This is a genomic window from Campylobacter gracilis, assembly GCF_001190745.1.
Classification (GTDB): Bacteria; Campylobacterota; Campylobacteria; order Campylobacterales; family Campylobacteraceae; genus Campylobacter_B; species Campylobacter_B gracilis.
Genome location: NZ_CP012196.1, coordinates 393,821 through 413,909 on the forward strand (window position 1 = coordinate 393,821; position 20,089 = coordinate 413,909).

General features: G+C 48.7%; 22 protein-coding genes. 19 read left to right on the top strand and 3 right to left on the bottom strand.

Annotated features, from left to right (window positions below; genetic code table 11):
• Positions 1-32 precede the first annotated feature (32 nt).
• The 18 genes from CGRAC_RS02135 (at position 33) to CGRAC_RS02220 (ending at position 17,296) form a co-directional block, all read left to right on the top strand.
• Entirely contained in the window at positions 33-767 is a 735-nt protein-coding gene (locus tag CGRAC_RS02135) for a UDP-2,3-diacylglucosamine diphosphatase (protein ID WP_005869558.1), read from the top strand.
• Between the two features lie 31 nt (positions 768-798).
• Positions 799-1,422, top strand: coding sequence for a phosphoserine phosphatase SerB (gene serB, locus CGRAC_RS02140; RefSeq protein ID WP_005869556.1), 624 nt, complete (start codon positions 799-801; stop codon positions 1,420-1,422).
• A complete protein-coding gene (locus CGRAC_RS02145; RefSeq protein WP_005869554.1) occupies positions 1,415-2,422 on the top strand; it encodes a transaldolase in 1,008 nt (335 codons plus the stop codon). Before serB ends, CGRAC_RS02145 begins: the two co-directional genes overlap by 8 nt.
• Positions 2,422-3,639 (top strand): type IV pilus twitching motility protein PilT, encoded by a 1,218-nt coding sequence (locus CGRAC_RS02150; RefSeq protein ID WP_005869553.1) that lies wholly within the window; start codon positions 2,422-2,424, stop codon positions 3,637-3,639. The genes CGRAC_RS02145 and CGRAC_RS02150 overlap by 1 nt, the downstream gene beginning before the upstream one ends.
• 255 nt (positions 3,640-3,894) lie before the next feature.
• Positions 3,895-4,431 (top strand): 50S ribosomal protein L25/general stress protein Ctc, encoded by a 537-nt coding sequence (locus CGRAC_RS02155; protein ID WP_005869552.1) that lies wholly within the window; start codon positions 3,895-3,897, stop codon positions 4,429-4,431.
• 8 nt (positions 4,432-4,439) lie between these two features.
• Complete coding sequence (gene pth / locus CGRAC_RS02160) at positions 4,440-4,997, top strand: aminoacyl-tRNA hydrolase (protein ID WP_005869551.1); 558 nt, start codon at positions 4,440-4,442, stop codon at positions 4,995-4,997.
• Positions 4,994-6,040 carry an LptF/LptG family permease gene (locus CGRAC_RS02165; RefSeq protein ID WP_005869550.1) on the top strand — a complete coding sequence of 349 codons (1,047 nt, stop codon included), beginning with the start codon at positions 4,994-4,996 and terminating at the stop codon, positions 6,038-6,040. Before pth ends, CGRAC_RS02165 begins: the two co-directional genes overlap by 4 nt.
• Positions 6,041-6,085: 45 nt before the next feature.
• A complete protein-coding gene (lysA, locus tag CGRAC_RS02170; RefSeq protein ID WP_005869549.1) occupies positions 6,086-7,399 on the top strand; it encodes a diaminopimelate decarboxylase in 1,314 nt (437 codons plus the stop codon).
• Entirely contained in the window at positions 7,396-7,725 is a 330-nt protein-coding gene (locus CGRAC_RS02175; protein WP_005869548.1) for a hypothetical protein, read from the top strand. The genes lysA and CGRAC_RS02175 overlap by 4 nt, the downstream gene beginning before the upstream one ends.
• Entirely contained in the window at positions 7,709-8,785 is a 1,077-nt protein-coding gene (gene pheA, locus CGRAC_RS02180) for a prephenate dehydratase (protein WP_005869547.1), read from the top strand. Before CGRAC_RS02175 ends, pheA begins: the two co-directional genes overlap by 17 nt.
• Entirely contained in the window at positions 8,785-9,894 is a 1,110-nt protein-coding gene (gene hisC, locus CGRAC_RS02185; protein ID WP_005869544.1) for a histidinol-phosphate transaminase, read from the top strand. The genes pheA and hisC overlap by 1 nt, the downstream gene beginning before the upstream one ends.
• Positions 9,884-11,716, top strand: coding sequence for a 1-deoxy-D-xylulose-5-phosphate synthase (dxs, locus tag CGRAC_RS02190; RefSeq protein ID WP_005869542.1), 1,833 nt, complete (start codon positions 9,884-9,886; stop codon positions 11,714-11,716). The genes hisC and dxs overlap by 11 nt, the downstream gene beginning before the upstream one ends.
• Before the next feature lie 65 nt (positions 11,717-11,781).
• A complete protein-coding gene (locus CGRAC_RS02195) occupies positions 11,782-12,192 on the top strand; it encodes a Fur family transcriptional regulator (RefSeq protein ID WP_005869540.1) in 411 nt (136 codons plus the stop codon).
• A 48-nt stretch (positions 12,193-12,240) separates the two neighbouring features.
• Positions 12,241-13,659 (top strand): CYTH and CHAD domain-containing protein, encoded by a 1,419-nt coding sequence (locus CGRAC_RS02200; protein WP_005869538.1) that lies wholly within the window; start codon positions 12,241-12,243, stop codon positions 13,657-13,659.
• 9 nt (positions 13,660-13,668) lie between these two features.
• Positions 13,669-14,397 (top strand): bifunctional demethylmenaquinone methyltransferase/2-methoxy-6-polyprenyl-1,4-benzoquinol methylase UbiE, encoded by a 729-nt coding sequence (ubiE, locus tag CGRAC_RS02205; protein WP_005869537.1) that lies wholly within the window; start codon positions 13,669-13,671, stop codon positions 14,395-14,397.
• Positions 14,390-15,556: an exodeoxyribonuclease VII large subunit gene (gene xseA, locus CGRAC_RS02210; RefSeq protein ID WP_005869535.1), complete on the top strand. Its 1,167-nt coding sequence runs from the start codon at positions 14,390-14,392 to the stop codon at positions 15,554-15,556. Before ubiE ends, xseA begins: the two co-directional genes overlap by 8 nt.
• Before the next feature lie 10 nt (positions 15,557-15,566).
• Entirely contained in the window at positions 15,567-16,643 is a 1,077-nt protein-coding gene (gene serC, locus CGRAC_RS02215; protein WP_005869533.1) for a 3-phosphoserine/phosphohydroxythreonine transaminase, read from the top strand.
• 413 nt (positions 16,644-17,056) lie between these two features.
• Positions 17,057-17,296 carry a DUF333 domain-containing protein gene (locus CGRAC_RS02220; RefSeq protein ID WP_005869529.1) on the top strand — a complete coding sequence of 80 codons (240 nt, stop codon included), beginning with the start codon at positions 17,057-17,059 and terminating at the stop codon, positions 17,294-17,296.
• 446 nt (positions 17,297-17,742) lie between these two features.
• Here the strand turns inward: CGRAC_RS02220 and CGRAC_RS02225 are convergent, their stop codons facing one another.
• From CGRAC_RS02225 to CGRAC_RS11720, 3 genes are all read right to left on the bottom strand, one after another.
• The gene (locus tag CGRAC_RS02225) at positions 17,743-17,955 is read right to left on the bottom strand and encodes a hypothetical protein (RefSeq protein WP_005869525.1); all 213 of its coding nucleotides are present in this window, start codon (positions 17,953-17,955) and stop codon (positions 17,743-17,745) included.
• Between the two features lie 42 nt (positions 17,956-17,997).
• Positions 17,998-18,429, bottom strand: a complete 432-nt coding sequence (locus CGRAC_RS02230; RefSeq protein WP_005869524.1) for a hypothetical protein — start codon at positions 18,427-18,429, stop codon at positions 17,998-18,000.
• Positions 18,430-18,755: 326 nt separating this feature from the next.
• The gene (locus tag CGRAC_RS11720) at positions 18,756-18,893 is read right to left on the bottom strand and encodes a hypothetical protein (RefSeq protein ID WP_005869522.1); all 138 of its coding nucleotides are present in this window, start codon (positions 18,891-18,893) and stop codon (positions 18,756-18,758) included.
• Positions 18,894-19,022: 129 nt separating this feature from the next.
• Between CGRAC_RS11720 and CGRAC_RS02235 the strand changes: the two genes are divergently transcribed.
• Positions 19,023-19,592 carry a hypothetical protein gene (locus tag CGRAC_RS02235; protein WP_005869520.1) on the top strand — a complete coding sequence of 190 codons (570 nt, stop codon included), beginning with the start codon at positions 19,023-19,025 and terminating at the stop codon, positions 19,590-19,592.
• Positions 19,593-20,089 lie beyond the last annotated feature (497 nt).

A 20,089-nucleotide genomic window follows, 5' to 3' on the forward strand; every position in this document is an offset into this window, starting at 1 on the left:
TTTTGCAAAAGCCGTCACGCGCGGGGGCCTAGATGCAAAATGATCAAATTCAGACGATAAAACCGGGCGCGATCTTTATCGGCGATGCGCACGCAGGCGCAAGCAGGCCGCAATTTTTGAAATTCTTGCGCGCGCTGCGTTCTGCACAAAGCCTGCCGCCTCAAATTTTTATGATGGGCGATATGTTTGATTTTTTGGCAAACACGACCTACGTGCAGCGCTTCTACGAAGAGGAGATCGCGCTAATAAACGAGCTGTCGCGAAAATGCGAAATTTTTTACTTCGAGGGCAACCACGATTTTAATCTGCGCGAAATTTTCCCCCGCGCAAAAGTTTATCCAAACGCCGCGCAGCCCGCTAAATTTATCTGCGAGAGCGGCGAGGCGGTGCAGATCGCGCACGGCGATCTGTTTTTGCCGCGTCTGACGCAGTTTGCGCTGCTTTCGCTGCGAAACAGGGCTTTTCTAAAATTTATGGATCTGCTCGATCGCGCTTTAAAATTTAAAATTTCAAAAGTAATCTTAAAATCGCAAGAGGGGAAAAATCTATACAAAAAAATGCCAAATTTTAAGGATATAATCGCGCCGAAGATCGATTTTTACGCGGCAAATTTAATCATCGAAGGGCACTATCATCAAGATGAAATTTTATATTTCGGCGAGAAAAAATATATAAATTTGTGCTCTTTCGGGGCCGGGAGCAAAATTTACGAGGTCGCAAAAAGCGAAAAATTTACGCTAATTCCAAAAAACTTAAACTTAAATTAGCTATAATTCCTAAATTTTTGTGAGGATATTTATGATAAAGCTTTGTGTTTTCGACTTTGATTCTACGCTGATGGACGGCGAGACGATAGGTTTTTTCGCCGCTAAAATGGGCACACAGCGACAAGTTAGCGAAATTACAAAGCGCGCGATGGCGGGAGAGCTTGATTTTTTCGAGAGCCTTAGCGAGCGCGTGGCGCTGATAAAGGGAATGAAGCTTAGCGATGCTAAAGCTATCGCGGAAAGTCTGCCTTTCGTTTGCGGCGCTAGCGAGATCATCGCGTATCTGAAAAATAAAGGCATAAAGGTGATCGTCTTTAGCGGCGGATTTCATCTCGCTACCGACGCCGCGCAGAAAAAACTAGGCTTTGACGCGAGCTTTGCGAACTATCTGCATGAAAAAAACGGAATTTTAACCGGGCTTTTCGGCGGCGAGATGATGTTTGGATACTCAAAAGGCGTCCTGCTTGCACAGCTTAAATCGCTGATGGGTTTAAGAACAAGCGAAGTAATGTGTGTGGGAGACGGCGCGAACGATGTTTCGATGTTCCGCGAGGCGGGACTTAAAATCGCCTTTTGCGCAAATGAAATTTTAAAAGAGCACGCGAGCGTCTGCATTGAAAAAAAGGATTTGAAGGAGATTATGAAATATGTATGATAAAGCCCTAAATTTCAGCCTTTGGTGCGACTTTTTGGAGCGCGATTTTATCGATAAAGATTTCGACGAGCTGATCAAAAAAGGCATAATTAACGGCGCTACCTCCAATCCTGCGATCTTTAAAAACGCAATTCTAAGCTCCTCCGCATACGATGCAGCTAAAGAGGAATTTAGAAAAAAAGAGCCTAAAAAGCTGTATGAAATTTTAGCCACCGCGGACATAAGAAGCGCGGCGGAGAGCCTGCTTAAAAATTTTATTAACGGTGATGACGGCTTCGTAAGCATCGAGGTTGACCCATGTTTTGCAGACGATGCCGAGGCGATGTATCGTGAAGGCAAGCACCTATATAGCACGATCGGCATGCCAAACGTTATGATCAAAATCCCTGCGACCAAGGCGGGCTACGAAGCGATGCGCGATCTGCTAAAAAAGGGGATCAGCGTAAATGCGACCTTGGTTTTTTCGCCGGAGCAGACCGCAAAATGTATCGAGGCGATAAAAGAGGGCATCGCGGGCTTTCGTCGCTACTTTCCGAAAGCAAATTTACCAAAAACCGTAATTAGCATCTTCGTTAGCCGCTTCGATAGGTTACTGGATGAAAAAATGGCCGCGGCGGGCCTTCCTACCGGCAAAATCGGCACGATGAACGCTTCAAAATGCTACAATATCATCGCTAAAGAAAATTTAAACTACGTAAAGCCGCTGTTTGCGAGCACGGGCGTAAAAGGAGATGATCTGCCGAAGGATTATTACGTAAGCGAGCTGATGTATCCGGGCTGCGTAAACACCGCACCACTTGAGACGATAGGGGCCTTTATAAGCGGCGATCAAAAGCCCAAAATGCCGCCTAGCGATGCGCAGATAGAGGAATTTTTCGCTCGCGTAGCAGAGGCAAAGATCGATATGAAAAAGGCGTATAAAAAGCTGCTAGATGACGGACTGGCGGCTTTTGAAGAAGCATTTAAAGAGATAATAAAAACACTTAAAAAGGAGAAATGATGGCGGGTTCTATAGATTATTCGCAGTATCAAGTTGACGCTTCTACGCTGGATTTTAAGCAGCGAGATAGGCTAAATAAATATCTGGAATTTCTAATCCAAAACGGCGGTAGCGACCTTCACATAAAATCGGGCGCGGTTATCAGAGGGCGCATCCATGGCGAGCTAGTAAAATTTAGCAAGACGCCATTTTTGAAAGAAGACGCGATGACGCTAGCTAAGGAGCTTCTCATCACGCGCTTTCCTGAGCTTATCGAGAAAAAGAGCGTGGATTTTACCTACAAGCTAAACGAAGATTATCGCTTCCGCGTTAATATTTTCTTTCAGATCGACGGTATCAGCGCGGTTTTCCGAACGATTCCGGTTAAAATTCCAGAGATCGACGATCTAGGTCTACCGCCTTCGATTAAAGATATTTGCGACACTGCTATGCGCGGCGTCGTGCTACTTACGGGACCTACGGGAAGCGGAAAGACGACAACGATCGCAAGCATGATCAATCGCATAAATAGGCAAAGAACCAGCCACGTCGTTACGATCGAAGACCCCGTGGAATTTGTATTTAAAGACGATAAATGCATCATCAATCAGCGCGCTATCGGCGAGGACTGCAATAACTTCGCCGATTCGCTTCGCGCTGCGCTGCGAGAGGACCCCGACGTAATATTCGTGGGCGAGATGCGCGATTTAGAGACGATCGAGACCGCACTTCATGCCGCAGAAACGGGCCACTTAGTGTTTTCGACGGTGCACACCATCGATGCGAAAGAGACGGTAAACCGAATCATTGCGATGTTTGAGCAGGCCGAGCAGGAGCGTATCCGAATGACGCTAGCATCCGTCCTAGAGGCGGTCATCTCTCAGCGCCTTGCTCGTACTATCGAGGGCAAGCGCGTAGCCGTCGTTGAAATTCTACGCAAAAACACCCGTATTAAGGATATGATACTTGATGCGCGCGACGATGAAATTCCTGACGCGATCGCCGACGGTCGCAACACCTATGGCATGCAGACCTTCGATCAGCACCTGCTCGATCTTTACAGAGACGGCGTCATCACCCGTGAGGAGGCGCTGGATAAGGCCTCTAAGCGAAACGACCTAGATCTACAGATCAAAAACGTCGATCTTGCCAAAAAAAGGGATTTGGCGGCAGAATCCGGAGAGAGCGCCGAGGAGATGCTCGCCGGCGAAGTCGTACAGCTAAAAGAGATCCGCTAAGTCGTAAATTTTAAAATTTTAAAATTTTAAATTTTGCAATTTAAAATTTTAAAGAATTCTGCCTGCCGCCGCGCAGGCGGAATTTAATTCGTCTGTCCTATTGCGTACAAATATGCCGTGCTTTGTGGGATTTAGCGTAAATTTAATCGGCTAAATTCCGTGCGATTTTACTTCTAAATTTCATCGCGGCGCTTAAATAGATTTAAAGCAATATTTAGCTATCATCACGCTTCATTTTTTCACAAAGGAAACCTAATGTTAGAAGGTATCGTTAGAGATAGTATCGGTAAAAGGGCTTCAAAGTCCCTAAAACGAGATGGTTATCTAATCGCTAATATTTATGCGAAAGGATTTGACAATATCAACGCGGCGTTTAAAGTAAATGACTTTATCAAAGCCATGCGCGCGAAAGAGGATCTTCCTTTCGAGGTTAGCGTAGGCGGTAAGACATATCGCGTCATCGTGCAAGAATACCAAAAGCACCCCGTCACAAACACCCTAACTCACGTAGATTTGCGCGTAGTTCAGGATGATGTCGTAAGCAAATATTTAGTACCGGTTAAGGTAACTGGCGTCGCTAAAGGGCTAAAAAACAAAGGTATTTTGGTGCAATCCAAGCGCCGTATCGCCGTAAAATGCGCCGGCAAAGATCTACCGAACGATTTTACGCTCGATGTGAGTGATCTTGACGTAGGCGATTCGCTTTTGATCCGAGACATTCCGGTAAAAGAGGGCGTCAGCATCATTCTAGACGGCTCGGTAGCGGTAGTCGGAGTTACTTCGGCTAAATAGGGGCGCCTATGATACTGATCGCAGGACTTGGGAATCCTGCTCAGAAATACGCAGATACCAGACACAACGTCGGATTTATGCTAATCGACGAAATTTTAAAGACGGGCGGCTTTAGCGAGCTCGGCTCGTCTAAATTCCAAGGCGAGCTTTTTAAAAAGGGCTCGCTGCTTCTTTTAAAACCCCAAACTTTTATGAACTTAAGCGGCAACTCCGTAAAGGCGGTGAATGATTTTTATAAACCCGAGCGCATCATCATAGTGCACGACGATATAGATTTGGATCTAGGCGCCGTTAAATTTAAAAAAGGCGGCAGTAGCGGCGGGCACAACGGCATCAAATCGATTGATGCGCTAATCGGTGCAGATTACGAGCGCGTGCGTATCGGCGTGGGCAAAAAACAGCAGGATCAGGATGCGGCAAATTTCGTGCTCGGAAATTTTAGCGAAAGTGAGCGCGAAAAGCTAGGCGAAATTTTACCCTATGTCGCGCGCGCGGTAAAGGAGCTCATTTGCTCGGATATAGAGCAGGTCGCGCAAAAATTTACGATTAAAAAGGCTAGGGTGTGAAGTTATACGTAAAATACGCAGCTCTTTCCTATCTGAAGTATTTTTTTATCCTGCTAATAGCCCTTGAGTGCTTTTACGTAGGTATCGATGTGCTTACTAATCTCAAAGATTTTCCCTCAAGCGCGAATACTGCTCTTTTGTATATTGCTCTAACCGCAGCGGTCGCGCTTAGCTACACGCTGCCGCTAAGTCTTATTTTTGCGCTTATTTTGATGGGCTTTAATATGATCCGTAGCAACGAGCTGGTGAGCTTTTATGCGCTTGGAGTTAGCAAAAACGCTCTGATAATTCCTCCATTTTTGATTGCACTTGCAATTACTGCGAGCTTTATAGCTTTAAATTCCACCCCGTTTGCATACGCGTTAAAATTTCAAAAGAATTTAACTGATTTATCGCCTACGGGAGGAGATATGTTTTTGAAATTTGAGGGTAAATATATCTATATCAAAGCTCTAAACGGCAAAAACGCAAATGATATAACGATCTTTAATATAGGGGATAACTCCGTTGCTTCGCGCTCGCATGCAAGCTCTGGCGAATACGCAGGCAAAATTTGGCATCTACGCGACGTAAATACCACTACTTTACCAACGCAGCTTAAGCTTGGAGGAAGTGGATTAAAAAGTAAGCTTAGCGCGCAGAGCGAGGCGCTTAAGGGCTTTGATCCAAGCTCAATTGCAAGCGTTTATGATACGAGTAATGTATATTCAATCAGGGATGCTCTGCGTTCGATCCGCACCTTTTCGCATCAAGGTGTTAATATCTCCACTATAAAAGCAAGTCTTTATAATATGATATTTTTCCCGTTGTTTGCACCTTTGGCGGTATTGGTTCTGTATTATTACCTGCCCGTTACGGGACGATTTTTTAATCTTGCGCTACTAAGCTTTGGATTTTTTATCGCTACGCTATGCGCTTGGGGCGTTCTTTTCGTGTTGATTAGGTTTTCTCTCAACGGCGTCATCATCCCAGAATTTGGCATTATCGTGCCCATAATAGCGCTATTAGGCTTTGCGGCATTTTTGGTTTTTAAGCATCGTTAAGCCTTGATTTGTTAGAATGGCGCAAAATTTATCGGTGGAAATTCTATGGATTATTCAAGTTTAGCCCGCAAATACGGCACCCCTTTATACGTTTACGATTTTAACGAGATACAAAAGAATTTTATAGCGCTCAAAGAGGTCTTCGCAGCGCGCAAATCGCTCGTCTGCTTCGCTATTAAAGCCAATTCTAATCTTAGCGTTTTGAAGTTTTTGTCGGATCTGGGCAGCGGCTTTGACTGCGTCAGCATCGGCGAGCTGCGCCGCGCTCTGTATGTCGGCGCAAAGAGCTATAAGATCATATTCTCTGGCGTCGGCAAGCAAGATGGCGAGCTCGAATTTGCGCTAAAGTCAGACATCTTGCTAATAAATTTAGAAAGCGAAGCCGAGATGCTGCGTCTGGAGCGGATCGCGCAAAAGCTAAATAAGCCCGCTCGCATCAGCATCCGCGTAAATCCAAACGTCGATGCTAAGACCCACCCCTACATCTCCACGGGGCTAAATGAGAACAAATTCGGCGTCAACATCGAGACCGCGCGCAAGATGTATATCTACGCCAAAAAGAGCAAATTTTTAAATCCCGTCGGTATCCACTTTCACATCGGCAGCCAGCTTACGGACATCTCTCCGATCTGCGACGCCGCAAAGATCGTAAGCGACCTGCTGCGCGAACTGCGAGCCCTTGAGATCGATATAAAATTTTTCGACGTGGGCGGCGGCATCGGCATCCGCTACGAGGATGAAAAACAGATCGTGCTCTACGACTACGCGCAAGGAATTTTAAAGAGCCTAAGCGGTCTAGACGTCACGATCGTGTGCGAGCCCGGGCGCTTCATAGCAGGAGCAGCGGGAGTCTTCCTTACCCGCGTGCTTTACGAAAAACAAAACTGCGGCAAGCGCTTCGTCATCGTTGACGGCGCGATGAACGATCTCATACGCCCGAGCCTCTACGGCGCGCACCACGCCATCGAGATCATTGGCGCTTCGGAGGGTATAAATTTAAACGAACCGGACGCAAGCGAAGTAAATTTAGGCAGCAGAGGCGAGGATCAAACAAGCGGCTCTGACGCGGATCAAAAAAATTTGGGCGGCGTAAATTTAGCCGAAACTAGCCTCTGCGACGTCGTCGGTCCGATCTGCGAAAGCGGCGACTTTTTAGCCAAAGGGGTGAGCTTGCCTAGCCTGCAAAGCGGCGATCTGCTCGCGATAAAAAGCGCCGGCGCCTACGGCTTTTCTATGTCTAGCAACTACAACACCCGCTGTCGCGCTGCCGAGGTCGCGGTTTACGACGGACAGGACCGCCTGATTAGAAAGCGCGAGAGCTTTGATGAACTAATCGCGCTAGAAAAGGATCTCGTATGATCCGCGCGGTGAGCCGTCTAAAACGCAGCGCAATCTTAAATTTCAAATCCGAGCGCGCAGCGGCTTTAAATTTTAACGCAGCAGCAAGCGCGGCCCTAAATTTTAAATGCACCGCCGCTTTAAATTTCAGATCCCGCTGCGACGAATTTTATCGCGCCTTTTTAGCGCGCGGAAGTTGCGGCGCAGCTATCCTAAGCGATGAAATTTTAAGTTCGCGAGGTCAAAATTTCAAAGCGTGCGGCAAAAGAGGCGGCGTGAAATTTTTAAAATCCGCGCCGAAATTCGCGGGCGAGCAAAAGGAAGGTTGTGATGCAAAACATCGATGATCTACGCGTTTGTATCGACAGGCTGGATGATGAAATTTTGCGCCTTATCGACGAGCGCATGGGGTTTGTCAAAAAGATCGGCGAGCTGAAGCAGACCGCGGGCAGCGCGATCTACCGCCCGGAGCGCGAGCGCTCGATCATCAGCAGGCTGGACGGCGGAAAGGCGCGAAATTTAAGCAAAGAGGCGATCGAGGCGATATTTTTTGAAATTTTTTCGGTTTCGCGAAATTTAGAAAAGCCGCAGATCGTCGCGTTTTTAGGGCCTTTCGGCACCTATTCGCACCAAGCCGCCAAGAGCCGCTTCGGCGCGGTAAGCTCCTATCTGCCGCTCTCAAACATCGAGGCGGTCTTTAAGGAGCTTGATAGCGGCGAGGCCAAATACGGCGTCGTGCCGATCGAAAATAATACCGAAGGCGCGGTAGGCGCGACGCTTGATTGCTTGCGAAAATACGAAGGCGTCAAGATCGTCGCCGAAATTTATATGGATATCCACCACTGCTTTGCGAGCCATTGCGACGACGTAAGCACGGTGGATCAGATATTCTCGCATCCGCAGGGATACAATCAGTGCCTTAAATTTTTAGACGATCACGGCCTTAGCGGCGTTAAATTTACCGCGACCAAATCGACCGCGCTTGCGGCGCAGATGGCGGCTGCTACGCCGCACTCCGCCGCGATCTGCTCCAAGATCGCCGCCGATCTTTACGGCGTGCCGATGATGTTTCAAAAGATCGAGGACAACTCCGCCAATCGCACGCGCTTTTTCGTGCTGAGCGACTTTAAAAACCAAAAGAGCGACCGCAACAAAACGAGCATCCTAGCCAAAACTGACGACCGCCCGGGCGGGCTCGTGGACTTTTTGCAGATGTTTCGCAACGAGGGGATAAATTTAACCAAATTAGAAAGCCGCCCTGTCAAGCTTAGGGATTTTAAATGCGTATTTTATGTTGATTTTGAAGGGCACATCGACGACGAACGCGTGGCGCGCGTACTGCAAAACGCACAGAAAAACGGCCACGAAATCACCTGGCTGGGAAGCTATATAAACGGAGGGGAGTGATGAAATTTAACGAATTTGTAGAAAATCTGAGCAATTACGAAGCAGGCAAGCCGATCGAGCTTGTGGTGCGGGAGTTTGGTATCCGCAAGCAAGACGTGCTAAAGCTTGCCAGCAACGAAAACCCCTTCGGCACTAGCGAGGCAGTGCGGGATGCGATCGTGCAAAATGCCGCCTGTGCGCATCTTTACCCCGATGATTCGATGTATGAGCTAAAGGGCGCGCTCGCCTCGAAATTCGGCGTAGAGCCGCAAAATATCATCATCGGCGCGGGCAGCGATCAGATCATCGAGTTTGCGCTACACGCCAAGCTCAATTCGCGCCGCGCGATACTGCAGGCGGGCGTTACCTTTGCGATGTACGGCATCTACGCAAGCCACTGCGAGGCTAAAGTTTACAAAACGAGCGCGCAGGAGCACGACCTAGCCGAACTTTTAAAAATTTATAACGCGCACAGGGATGAAATTTCGGTCATCTTTTTGTGCGTGCCGAACAACCCGCTTGGCGAGTGCTTGGATGCGGAGGCGGTGTATGAGTTCGCTGGCAGCGTGGATGAAGACACACTTTTAGTGATTGATGCCGCATACAACGAATTTGCAGCATTTAAAGATGAACGCAAGAGGCTTGATCCTAAGCTTTTAATTCAAAATTTTAAAAACGTACTCTATCTAGGCACCTTCTCGAAAGTCTATGGCCTAGGCGGTATGCGCGTAGGCTACGGCATCGCGCCGCGGCAAATCATAAACGCGCTTTATAAGCTACGACCGCCCTTTAACATCACGACGCTAAGCCTCGCAGCGGCAATTGCGGCGCTAAAAGACGAGGCTTTCGTGCAAAAAAGCCTGCAAAACAACGCCGCGCAGATGAGCCGCTTCGAGGATTTTGCGCGCGAGCAAAGCTTAGAATTTATCCCTAGCTACGCAAATTTCATCACGTTTAAACTTAGCCCGCCGCTAGATAGTAGCGAGCTTTGCGAGCAGCTTCTGCGCCGCGGCATCATCATTCGAAATTTAAAAAGCTACGGGCTAAACGCCGTGCGTATCACGATCGGCACACAGGGGCAAAACGATCGCGTCTTTGGCACGCTGGGAGAGATTTTGAGTGGATATTAAAAATAAAAGCCTGGAGGAGCTGCGGGAGCTCTGTGCGCAGATCAGAGCGCGCATCATCGAAGTCGTGAGCAAAAACGGCGGCCATCTAAGCTCAAACATGGGCGCAGTCGAGCTCATCGTAGCGATGCACTACGTATTCGACGTCACGAGCGATCCGTTTATCTTCGACGTAAGCCACCAAAGCTACGCGCACAAGCTTCTGACGGACCGCTGGGAGGAGTTCGGCTCGCTTAGGCAGTTCGGCGGCATTAGCGGCTACACGAAGCCTAGCGAGAGTAAATTTGACTACTTCGTGGCGGGGCACGCCTCGACGTCGATCTCTTTAGCCGTGGGTGCGGCAAAGGCTATCAAGCTCAAAGGCGAGGATAGAATCCCCGTGGTCTTAATTGGTGACGGATCGATGAGCGGCGGCATGACTTATGAGGCGATGAACGAATTAGGCGATCTGCGCCTGCCCTGCATCATCATTCTAAACGATAATAAAATGAGCATCAGCAAGCCTATCGGCGCCTTTAGCAAATACTTAAGCCAAGCGATGGCGGGCGAGACATATCAAAAATTTAAATCCCACGTAAGAGAGCTGCTCTCTCACGCTCCGCAAAGCGCGACGTATATGGCAAAGCGCTTTGAAAATTCCTTAAAGCTCATCATCCCTGGGATGTATTTTGAGGAGCTAGGGCTTGATTACATCGGTCCCGTGGACGGGCATAATCTAGAGGATCTAATATCAGCGCTAAAGACGGCAAAAAGCGCGCGTAAGCCCGTCGTCGTGCACGCTCAAACGATCAAAGGCAAAGGCTATGACAAGGCGGAGGGCTATTTGGAGAGTTGGCACGGAGTAGGACCTTTCGATATTCAAAGCGGAGAATTTAAGAAAAAATCCGCCGCCAAAAGCGCCACGCAAATTTACGCTGAAGCTCTTTTAAATTTAGCCGCCAAGCATGAAAACGTCGTGGGCGTGACCGCTGCGATGCCAAGCGGCACCGGCATGGATAAGCTGATCGAGAAATTTCCCCACCGCTTCTGGGACGTCGCGATCGCCGAGCCGCATGCGCTAAGCTCGATGGCTGCGATGGCGCGCGAGGGTTTTAAGCCGTACGTTACGATATATTCGACCTTCATGCAGCGCGCGTTCGATCAGATCGTCCATGACGCGGCGATTATGAATCTAAGCTTAGTCCTTGCGATGGATCGCGCCGGCATCGTGGGCGAGGACGGCGAGACGCATGAGGGGGTCTTTGACGTGAGCTTTTTAAACGCGATCCCAAACGTCAGTATGTGCGCGCCGCGAGACGAGACGAGCTTTAAACGGATCATCGAGTACTCCTACGCGCACGAGGGGGTTTTGGCGATCCGCTATCCGCGCGGAAGCTTTATCTTGAACTGCGACGAGACCGGTGCATCTGCAGTAGAGCTTGCAAAATCGGTGTTTCTAAAGCGCAGCGATAGCGCGCGAGTGGCGCTCATCGGCTACGGAAACGGCGCTGGCAGAGCGTATAAAACGGCCGAGGCGCTGGAGGGGCAGATAGAGACGGACGTCGTAGATCTGGTCTTTGCAAAGCCTTTAGACGCCGAGTTTTTACGAAGTTTGGCTAGCAAAGATAAAATTTGGTACGTCTTTAGCGACAATGCCAAAAAGGGCGGCGTCGGTGAAATTTTAAGCGCATTTTTGCAAGAAAATGAAATTTCGGACGTAAAGATCGTGAGCTTCGAGTTTGCTGATATCTTTTTACCGCACGGCAAGACCGCCGACGTGGAGCGTAGCTTGGGCTTGGATATCCAAACTCTGGCCGAGCAAATATTAAGTGATAAAAAGTATTAGTTAATATCAACTTTGTTTAAAGTAAAATTTGATAATATCACTTTAAAATTTTTTGAAGGACAAAAATGAGCCACGTAGAACTACTCAAAACTTGCGGTTTGAAAGCAACTCCTCAAAGATTGTGCATCCTAAAGGTGCTCGATCGCCACGAACATCCAAGCATAGATGACCTATACGAGGGGATCAAAGAGGACTATCCATCCATTTCGCTGGCGACGGTTTATAAAAATTTAAACACCCTACTTGACGAAGGGGTCGTAGTCGAGGTCAATGCGCCGAATAAAAAGAGTCGCTACGACATTTATCAGATGCCGCACATCCACGTCGTATGCGAAAAATGCGGCAACGTCACGGATCTTTTCATGGATGATGCTTTTAATAAGGACGTTTTGAAAAACATCGAGCGCAAAGCGGGCAATTTCATCCGCAAGCTAAATATCACGGCTACGGTCGAAGACTGCGAAAAGTGTAGATAGTTTAAAGAATTTTCTGCTATCATTACCCACTTTATTTTTGGAGCGGGTATGCAAACTAAGCGTAAATTTTTATTGAGCGACGATTCGATTCTGCGGACGCTAGAGCGTGCGGGGCTGAAATGTCGCAAGGTAAAGATCGCTTGGTTTTATACTTCGTTCTACCCCGAAATTTACTACATCCGCCAAAACGACGAATGCTCTTTGCACCACAAAAAAGAGGATCTCGACAGACAAACTCTAAATTTTAAAATTTCAAAAGATGATTTCAAAGAGGCTTTAAAAAGCAGGATCGCCCGCGTCGTGCAAAAGAGCCGCTACGGCTTTGCTAACGACGAGGCGGAGTTTTGGCTAGAGCTTTACGGCGGCGAGCTAAATATGCTAGCGGTGCTGCGGGCTAAATTTAAAGACGAGCTCTCTAGCGCAAATTTTGATTTTGCAAAAACCTTCGGCAGCACCGATTTTTGCGAGATCACCGACGATTACCGCTACAAAAGCCGCTATCTGGCGCGCTACGGCATCCCGCCGCGATCTCTTGATTTCGCGCATGCACGCAACGTTTTTGAAAAATTTAGCCGAGTTAAATTTTTCGCGCCGCCCTATGCAGATAGTGTTAAGCTTGCGCGTTTGGCGCTTGAGCTAGCGTGGACGAGAGCGTGCGGCGCAAAAAGCGAGTATCAAAAAAGCCTAGCCCCCGAAGCGCTTCACGAGCTGCGCGTGCAGATCCGCAAATTTAGAGCCGTTTTGAAGCTGTCCGCGCCGCTTTTCGAAGCTGAAAAAAAGGATGAAATTTTAAAACTCCTCGCAGAATTTATGAGCCGCAGCAATCAGCTGCGAGACCTTCACGTTTTTGCGGAGTTTTTAAAGGCCGACGACGCGCCTGCGAGCTTTTTGCAGCAGCTAAATCTTATCACAAAGCGCTCGGAGGATAAAATTTTAGAATTTCTTTCTAGCGCAGAATTTACAAATTTAAGCGGCGCTATCAGCGGCTTTTTAAACGGCGCGGACGGCATCTACGCACGCAGCGAATATGAAAAAATTTCAAAAAAGTTCGCATCCGCCCGCCTTTGCAAGCTGATTAAGAGCTTGCGTGCAGAGCTAAAAAATTTAAAGCAAGGCTCGCTGCTGCAGGCATTTCACGACGTACGTATAGGACTAAAGAGGCTACGATACGCGCTTGAAATTTTTGCAAGAAGCTTTGATGAAGGCTGCGTCAGAGAGCTGTTTAAGCGCACCAAAGCTGCCTGCGAGGATTTCGGCGCGCTGCAAGATATCAGCGTGTGGCGAAATTTTATCGCGATCTATCAAAAAGCAAGCGATAAAAGCGGCGTCGCGTTTGCGTATCTGCTGGCTCTGGACGCCCGTTTAAACGACCGCCGCGCCGAGCTGGAGGAAAAAATTTTAAATGAAAAAGAGCCTCTTTTGCGCGCGCTGAAAAGATCGCTGCGTAAAATCAAAGCATACGAATAAGGAAAGCCCGTGCAAAAACAGGAAAAAATCATAAAGATGTTCGATGAGATCGCACCTACCTACGATCTGGCAAACCGCGCCATCAGCTTCGGTGTGGACGTTTCGTGGCGCAAAAAAGCGGTCGAGCTGACGCTTGAAAAGCTTAAAGGAAAGCTCGTGAGTATCGCCGACGTCGCGTGCGGCACGGGCGATATGATAAGTTCGTGGCGCGACGGCGCGGCACAGCACGGCGTGCAGATCGAGCGGATCGTAGGGATCGATCCCAGCGAAGGAATGCTCGAGGTAGCGAGGCAAAAATTCCCTAGCTGCGAGTTTATCAAAGCAACCGCGGGCGCCACGACGTTAGATGATGCAAGCGTGGATATTTTAAGCATCAGCTACGGCATAAGAAACGTCGTGGAGCTGGACGCGGCGCTTGCGGAGTTTAACCGCGTCATTAAACCCGGCGGCTCGCTCGTAGTTTTGGAATTTACCAAAGCCGCAAGCGGCGGGCTCGCGTTTAAAATCAGAGATTTTTACGTAAGCAAAATTTTACCCAAAATCGGCGCCTTTATCTCGAAAAACAAAGAAGCCTACGAGTATCTGCCAAGCTCCATCGGCAGCTTCCTAGACGCCGCGAGCTTTAGCGAAAAGCTCAAAAACGCGGACTTTGAGCTGCGCGTGCAAAAGGGCTTTAGCTTCGACGTCAGCACGCTTTTCATCGCCGAAAAAATCGCGCAAAAGAGCGATGATGCTTAGCGTAAGTGAGCTAAACGCCCAAGCCAAGGCGCTTTTGGAGACGAGCTTTAGCTTGGTCGAAGTCGAGGGCGAGATATCTAAGTTTAGAATTCAAAGCACGAGCGGACACTGGTATTTCACAATCAAAGACGCAAGTGCAGCGATCGATTGCGCTATGTTTAAGTTTAACGCCGCGCGGATAAATTTTATCCCAGCCGTCGGCGATAAGCTCATCGTAAGCGGCAAGGTTTCGCTATACGCCCCCACGGGCGCATATCAGATCCAGGTATCAAACATCCGCAAAAGCGGCGAGGGCGAGCTGGAGGCCGCGTTTGCCGCGCTAAAAGAAAGGCTTAGCAAAGAGGGGCTCTTCGATGCCTCGCATAAAAAACAGCTTCCGAAATTTGCCCAAAGTATCGCGATCATCACGAGCGCGGGTTCCGCGGCGCAGGCGGATATGCTTCGCACGGCGCAGGACCGCTTCGCGCTTTGTAAGATCGATCTGTATAACGCGCTAGTGCAAGGCGAGGGCGCGCCTGCTTCGATCATAAGCGTGCTGCGTGCAGCTGACGCGAAGGGCTACGATGCGATCGTCATCGCTCGCGGCGGCGGCTCGCGCGAGGATCTGTGGTGCTTCAACGACGAGGCCTTGGCGCGCGCGATCTACGCGACCAAAACGCCCGTCATCTCGGCGGTAGGGCACGAGATCGATTTTAGTATCAGCGATTTCGTAGCCGATCACCGAAGCCTCACGCCCACCGCCGCGATGATCGATCTGCTGCCCGATATTTGCGCGATCTTTCAGAGCTTAGACGGTGTAAGCGACGCACTTGATAGGCTGATAAAAGATAAAATTTCATCCGCACAAAACGTGCTGAGCCTCGCAGCTTTAGAGCTTAAATCGAAATCTATAGAGCCAAAAATTTCAGGCTCGCTTGCAAAGCTTTTAAATTTCGAGCTTAAATTTAAAAGCTTCATCGACTCCAAGCTAAGCGCCGCAGAGCATACGCTAAGCACTAAGGATGAGCTTTTGGCGCAAAAGGCGAAATTTTTTGAGATCACAAAGGACCTCGTTCAAATCCAAAAGGGCGGCAAAACGGTAGCCCTAGGCGAGCTTGCCGCGGGCGACGAGTTTGCCCTTTGCTCGCAGCAGCTCAGCAAAAACGCAAAAATCATCTAAAGGAGACAAAATGGATAGAGTAATAAATTTTAGCGCGGGCCCAAGCACCATCCCGCTAGGCGTGCTAAAGCAGGCGCAAGAGGAGCTGCTAAACTACGCGGGGCGCGGATTTTCGATAATGGAGATCTCGCACCGCACTAAAATTTTCGAGGAAGTTTTGCATAGCGCGATGGACCGCGTACGCGATCTCTACGGCTTTTCGGATGATTTTACGATTTTGTTTTTACAAGGCGGCGCGAGCCTTCAGTTCGCACAGGTGCCGATGAACCTATACGCAGGCGGCGTCGCAGAATACGCCAACACGGGCAACTGGACAAGCAAAGCGATCAAGGAAGCGGGCGTACTCGGCATAAACTACCGCGTGATCGCAAGCAGCGAGGATAGCAAATTCGACCGCATCCCAGAGGTTAAATTCTCTGACGACGCCGATTACGGCTACATCTGCTCGAACAACACGATCTACGGCACGCAGTATCCGCAGCTGCCGCAGTGCGGCTGTCCGCTCGTAGTCGATAGCTCGAGCGATCTGTTTTCGCGCCCCGTGGATCTTAGCAGCGTGGGGATGTTTTACGGCGGCATTCAGAAAAACGGCGGCCCCGCGGGCGTTACGATGGTGGCGATCCGTAAGGATCTGCTGGATCGCGCAAACCCCAAAACGCCGATGATCCTGCGCTATAAGACGCAGGCGGACGCGGACTCGATGAGCAACACCCCAAATACTTTCGGAATTTACATGCTAAATTTAATGCTCGGTTGGATCAAGGATGAAATCGGCGGGCTCGCGGCGATGCACGAGCGCAACAAGCGCAAGGCGGCGCTACTTTACGGCGCGATCGATGCTAGCGGCGGCTTCTACCGCGGCCACGCGCAAAAGGAGAGCCGCAGCCTGATGAACGTGAGCTTTAATATCGCAGATGCCGCGCTTGAGCCGGTTTTCGTCGCGCAGGCGGAGGCGGAGGGGATGATCGGGCTTAAAGGACACCGCGTTTTAGGCGGCATCCGCGCCTCGATCTACAACGCGATAAACTACGAGGACGTTGAAAAACTAATCGCTTTTATGAGCGAGTTTGCGCGCAAAAACGGCTAGCGACGGTTAAATTTAGAGGGTTTGGGCGCAGCTCGCGCTTATAGACGAGATTGTTTAGGATCCGCGCTTGCCTTTGCTGCTGAGCTAGTGTTTTGCCATAGCCCTCGCTTTTATAGCCGGTATTTTACGGCAGAAATAGCTTTGATGCGGCTTGGATTTCGCCGCTAGAATTTTATTGAAGGTAAAATTTTATGATGTTAAATTTTGCATTGGATGAAGTCTGATGGCTTTGATTTTGCAGCGGCGAGCGGGCTTGGTGCTGCTGGGATTTATTAGGTAGGATTTAGCATTTAAAACGCTATTATCGGTGTTCGAGGAGGGCGGTTTATTTATTTAGATGCAGATTTAGCGTATCTAGCGCCTAAAATGTAAGCTTGACCTTGAAAATGGGTAAAATAAACGAAAGGATTTAAATGAGTTTTAAGAGATTTTTTGCAGTAGCGCTTGTGGCGGGCGCTTTCGCTTCGGTGAGCGCAGAGGCTAGCGCTGCTGGGGATTTTTGTGTCAAAAACGGCGGCGAGCTGATCGTCCGCAAAGACGGCAACGGCGTGGATTACACCGTTTGTAAGCTGCCTGACGGCACTATGATCGACGCTGAAGAATTTTATAAAACGGGCGGCGATTTGAGCAAATTTAAGAGCGTAAATCGATAGAATTTTATCGATTGTGAGATTTGCGGCAGTGAAATTCCATAAAATTCTGTGGCGAAATTCTGCTTTAAAATTTAGATGAATTTCAACTAGTAAGCGTTGGCGAGAGTGAATTCTTGGGCGCCACAAACGAAGTGATGGCAGCAGAGTAATGGAAAAAATTCAATTATCCAAACATTAACGATGTGTGGAGATTTTGCTCCAGTAAGGCGCTGAAAGCGGCGGCTACGCAAAGCAGAAATTATTTTAAGTGATTTGACGCGACGCGCAGGAAACCTACTAGATTGCTTGATTAGGACGCAGATTTTTTGGATATGCGATAAGCGTTTGCGCTCATACTTGCTGAACTTAAATTTTAGCCGTTCGTGGATGTCGCTCGCTTCCTTTTTTTGAAAGGCTCAAATTTTAGCCGCTCATGAGCGCCCATTCGCTTCCTTGCCTGCGTAAATTTAGTGCGTGAAAACCACGATCTCGCCGCGCTCAAACGCGATCTGCCGCCCCGCTAGATACAGCTCGAAGTAGGGCTTCAAAAAGTCCTCCTGCGGTCTTTGCGCATAGTTTGGATACTGCAAGTACGCCGAGAGTAGGTAGTCGCAGTTGATCGAATAGTACGCCTCGCCGAGCACCCATAGCTTCGCATCAAGCTTAGGCGAATCTATCATCCACTCCGTGATCGCCTCATAGACGGCGCACGCAAGCCCCTCTTAGTGATGCGCAAAATCAAAACCTTCCTGCATGCGAGCAGATTTTATTTCGCCAAGCATCTTTAAAAGCTCGCTCTTGCCTAGAAATTCTGCGAAAATTTTTAAATTTCGAACGTACGCTAAAGCTAGGCTCTTAAGCGCTTTGTCGTCAAATTTCGGATCCTGCGGCGGGCAAAAATACCCGGGAGCCACGCCTTGATCGAACGCCTCTCGCGTCTGCTGCGCCGTGGCTACGTAGATCGGCATTATACGCGCTTGCAGCTCAGCGCCGTTTTGCAGCGGCGCAAACACCGAATCCACGCCGGCGCCGTCAGGCATAAAGCACTGAAAAAGCCCGTAAAGCTTATCCTGCAGATCGATCTCTTCGCAATCTAAATCAAGATCTAGCCCCGCAGCCTCGTTAATGCGACTAGCGTACTCGAAATTCGTCATTTTCGCCCCTTTAAATTTGACCGTCAAAGCGTTTGCGTGGAATTTTACCTAAATTTTGCGCATTTGCCGAATTAAAATTTATGTGCGATGAGACTTTTGTAGAATTTAAAATTTAGCGGTTCGGTTTGGATTCGGTATTGCGACAAAGCGGCGCGGCGATTGGCGGCGACGGGTTGTCGTGCAGGTGGTTAGCGGTGTATGGGTTGTCGCGCGGCGGGAGAGTGGCACCCGACAGCGACACCTGCGGCACGTGACGACAGGGGTAGCCGATGATCGCGACCGCAGCGCTCGCAGCCTACTTGTTCGCAAAAGCGAGTTTTTCGCGCTCAGGCCGTCGTAAAATGGCGGGCAGTGTATTGGATGACGGCAGCGCTTGTAGCGCCCGTGAGGAATGCCATGTTTTTCATAATTCCTCCTTCGGTAGGAATTTTATTAAATTTAGCTTGCCCTTTTACCGCTTGCATTAGTAGTGTCCTTCCATCTACTAGCTGTATCGCCGAAGAGGCACAAACGCAGCATGCAATGTAAAATTTTACAGATCTTTTTATTTTGGCTAATTTTAGCTAAAATAAGCGAAATTTTAAAGGAAAGATATGCTGATTTCTTACTCGCTGCAAGATAACCGGAAATTCGCTAAAATGAGAACTAGAATTTCGCGCAGAATTTATAAAGGGAGCAAGTTCATCCGCGCCGTCTGCGCGACAGATTTGCTTTTCGCTTTTGCGTTTTCGGCTTGCCTTTTTATTTTTGAGGACGATTGGATAGGGTTTGTACGTGAGTACTATGGCGATAAGTCCTGGATAAAGAGCTTAGGAGCGATCTTGCCTACTGCTTGCGCAGTTTTTTATATTTACGCTATTTGCGTTAGATCGTGGCTACTAAATTCCGCGATATATGATAAGAATAAAAATGTCACTTTCGGCGATTTTAGCATTGAAATTTCAGACGATTTAAAGGGGCAATTTATATTCGTAAGCGAGCGAGATACGCTCATTTATGATGCGGAATTTTGTGAAGTGGTAATGGAGCGCGATTTTTTGGTAATTTTGCTGGAAGGAAGTCTTTTTATCGCCGTACCCAACGAAGCGTTTAAAGAAATAAGCAAGGAGGAATTTGCTGCGAAATTAAACAAAACAATAAGCGAGGCAAAAAGCGAAATTTAAAAACCTATGGGCAGATAGAACGGATATGATTCGATCACAATGGAATCTTAGCCATAATGAAATTTTATCCGTTGCTTGCAAATCTTTTGCTATTTTTGTCTTAAAAATTTTTGCTAAAGAATTTTATTTATGCTTACGAGCGCATAGTAAAAGTACCGCACTAAAATTTATTAAGCTCGGTGATGTCCTCTTGAGAGTACGCCTAAAATATTTTTATGCTCACGCTCCGCATCGCTGCGGCGGGGCGATGAGCGGCGACGGGTTGTCGTGCGGGCGGTTAGTAGCGACGGATGGGTATCGCGCGGCGGGCGGGCGGCGCCCGATAGCGACACATGCGGCACGTGACGACAGGGGTAGCCGACGATCGCGACCGCAGCGCTCGCAGCCTACTTTGTTCGCAGAAGCGAGTTTTTCGTGCTCAGGCTGTTGTAAGGTGACGAGCGGCGTATTGGATGACGGCATCACTCGCAGGCCACTTGCTCGCAAAAGCTGGCTTT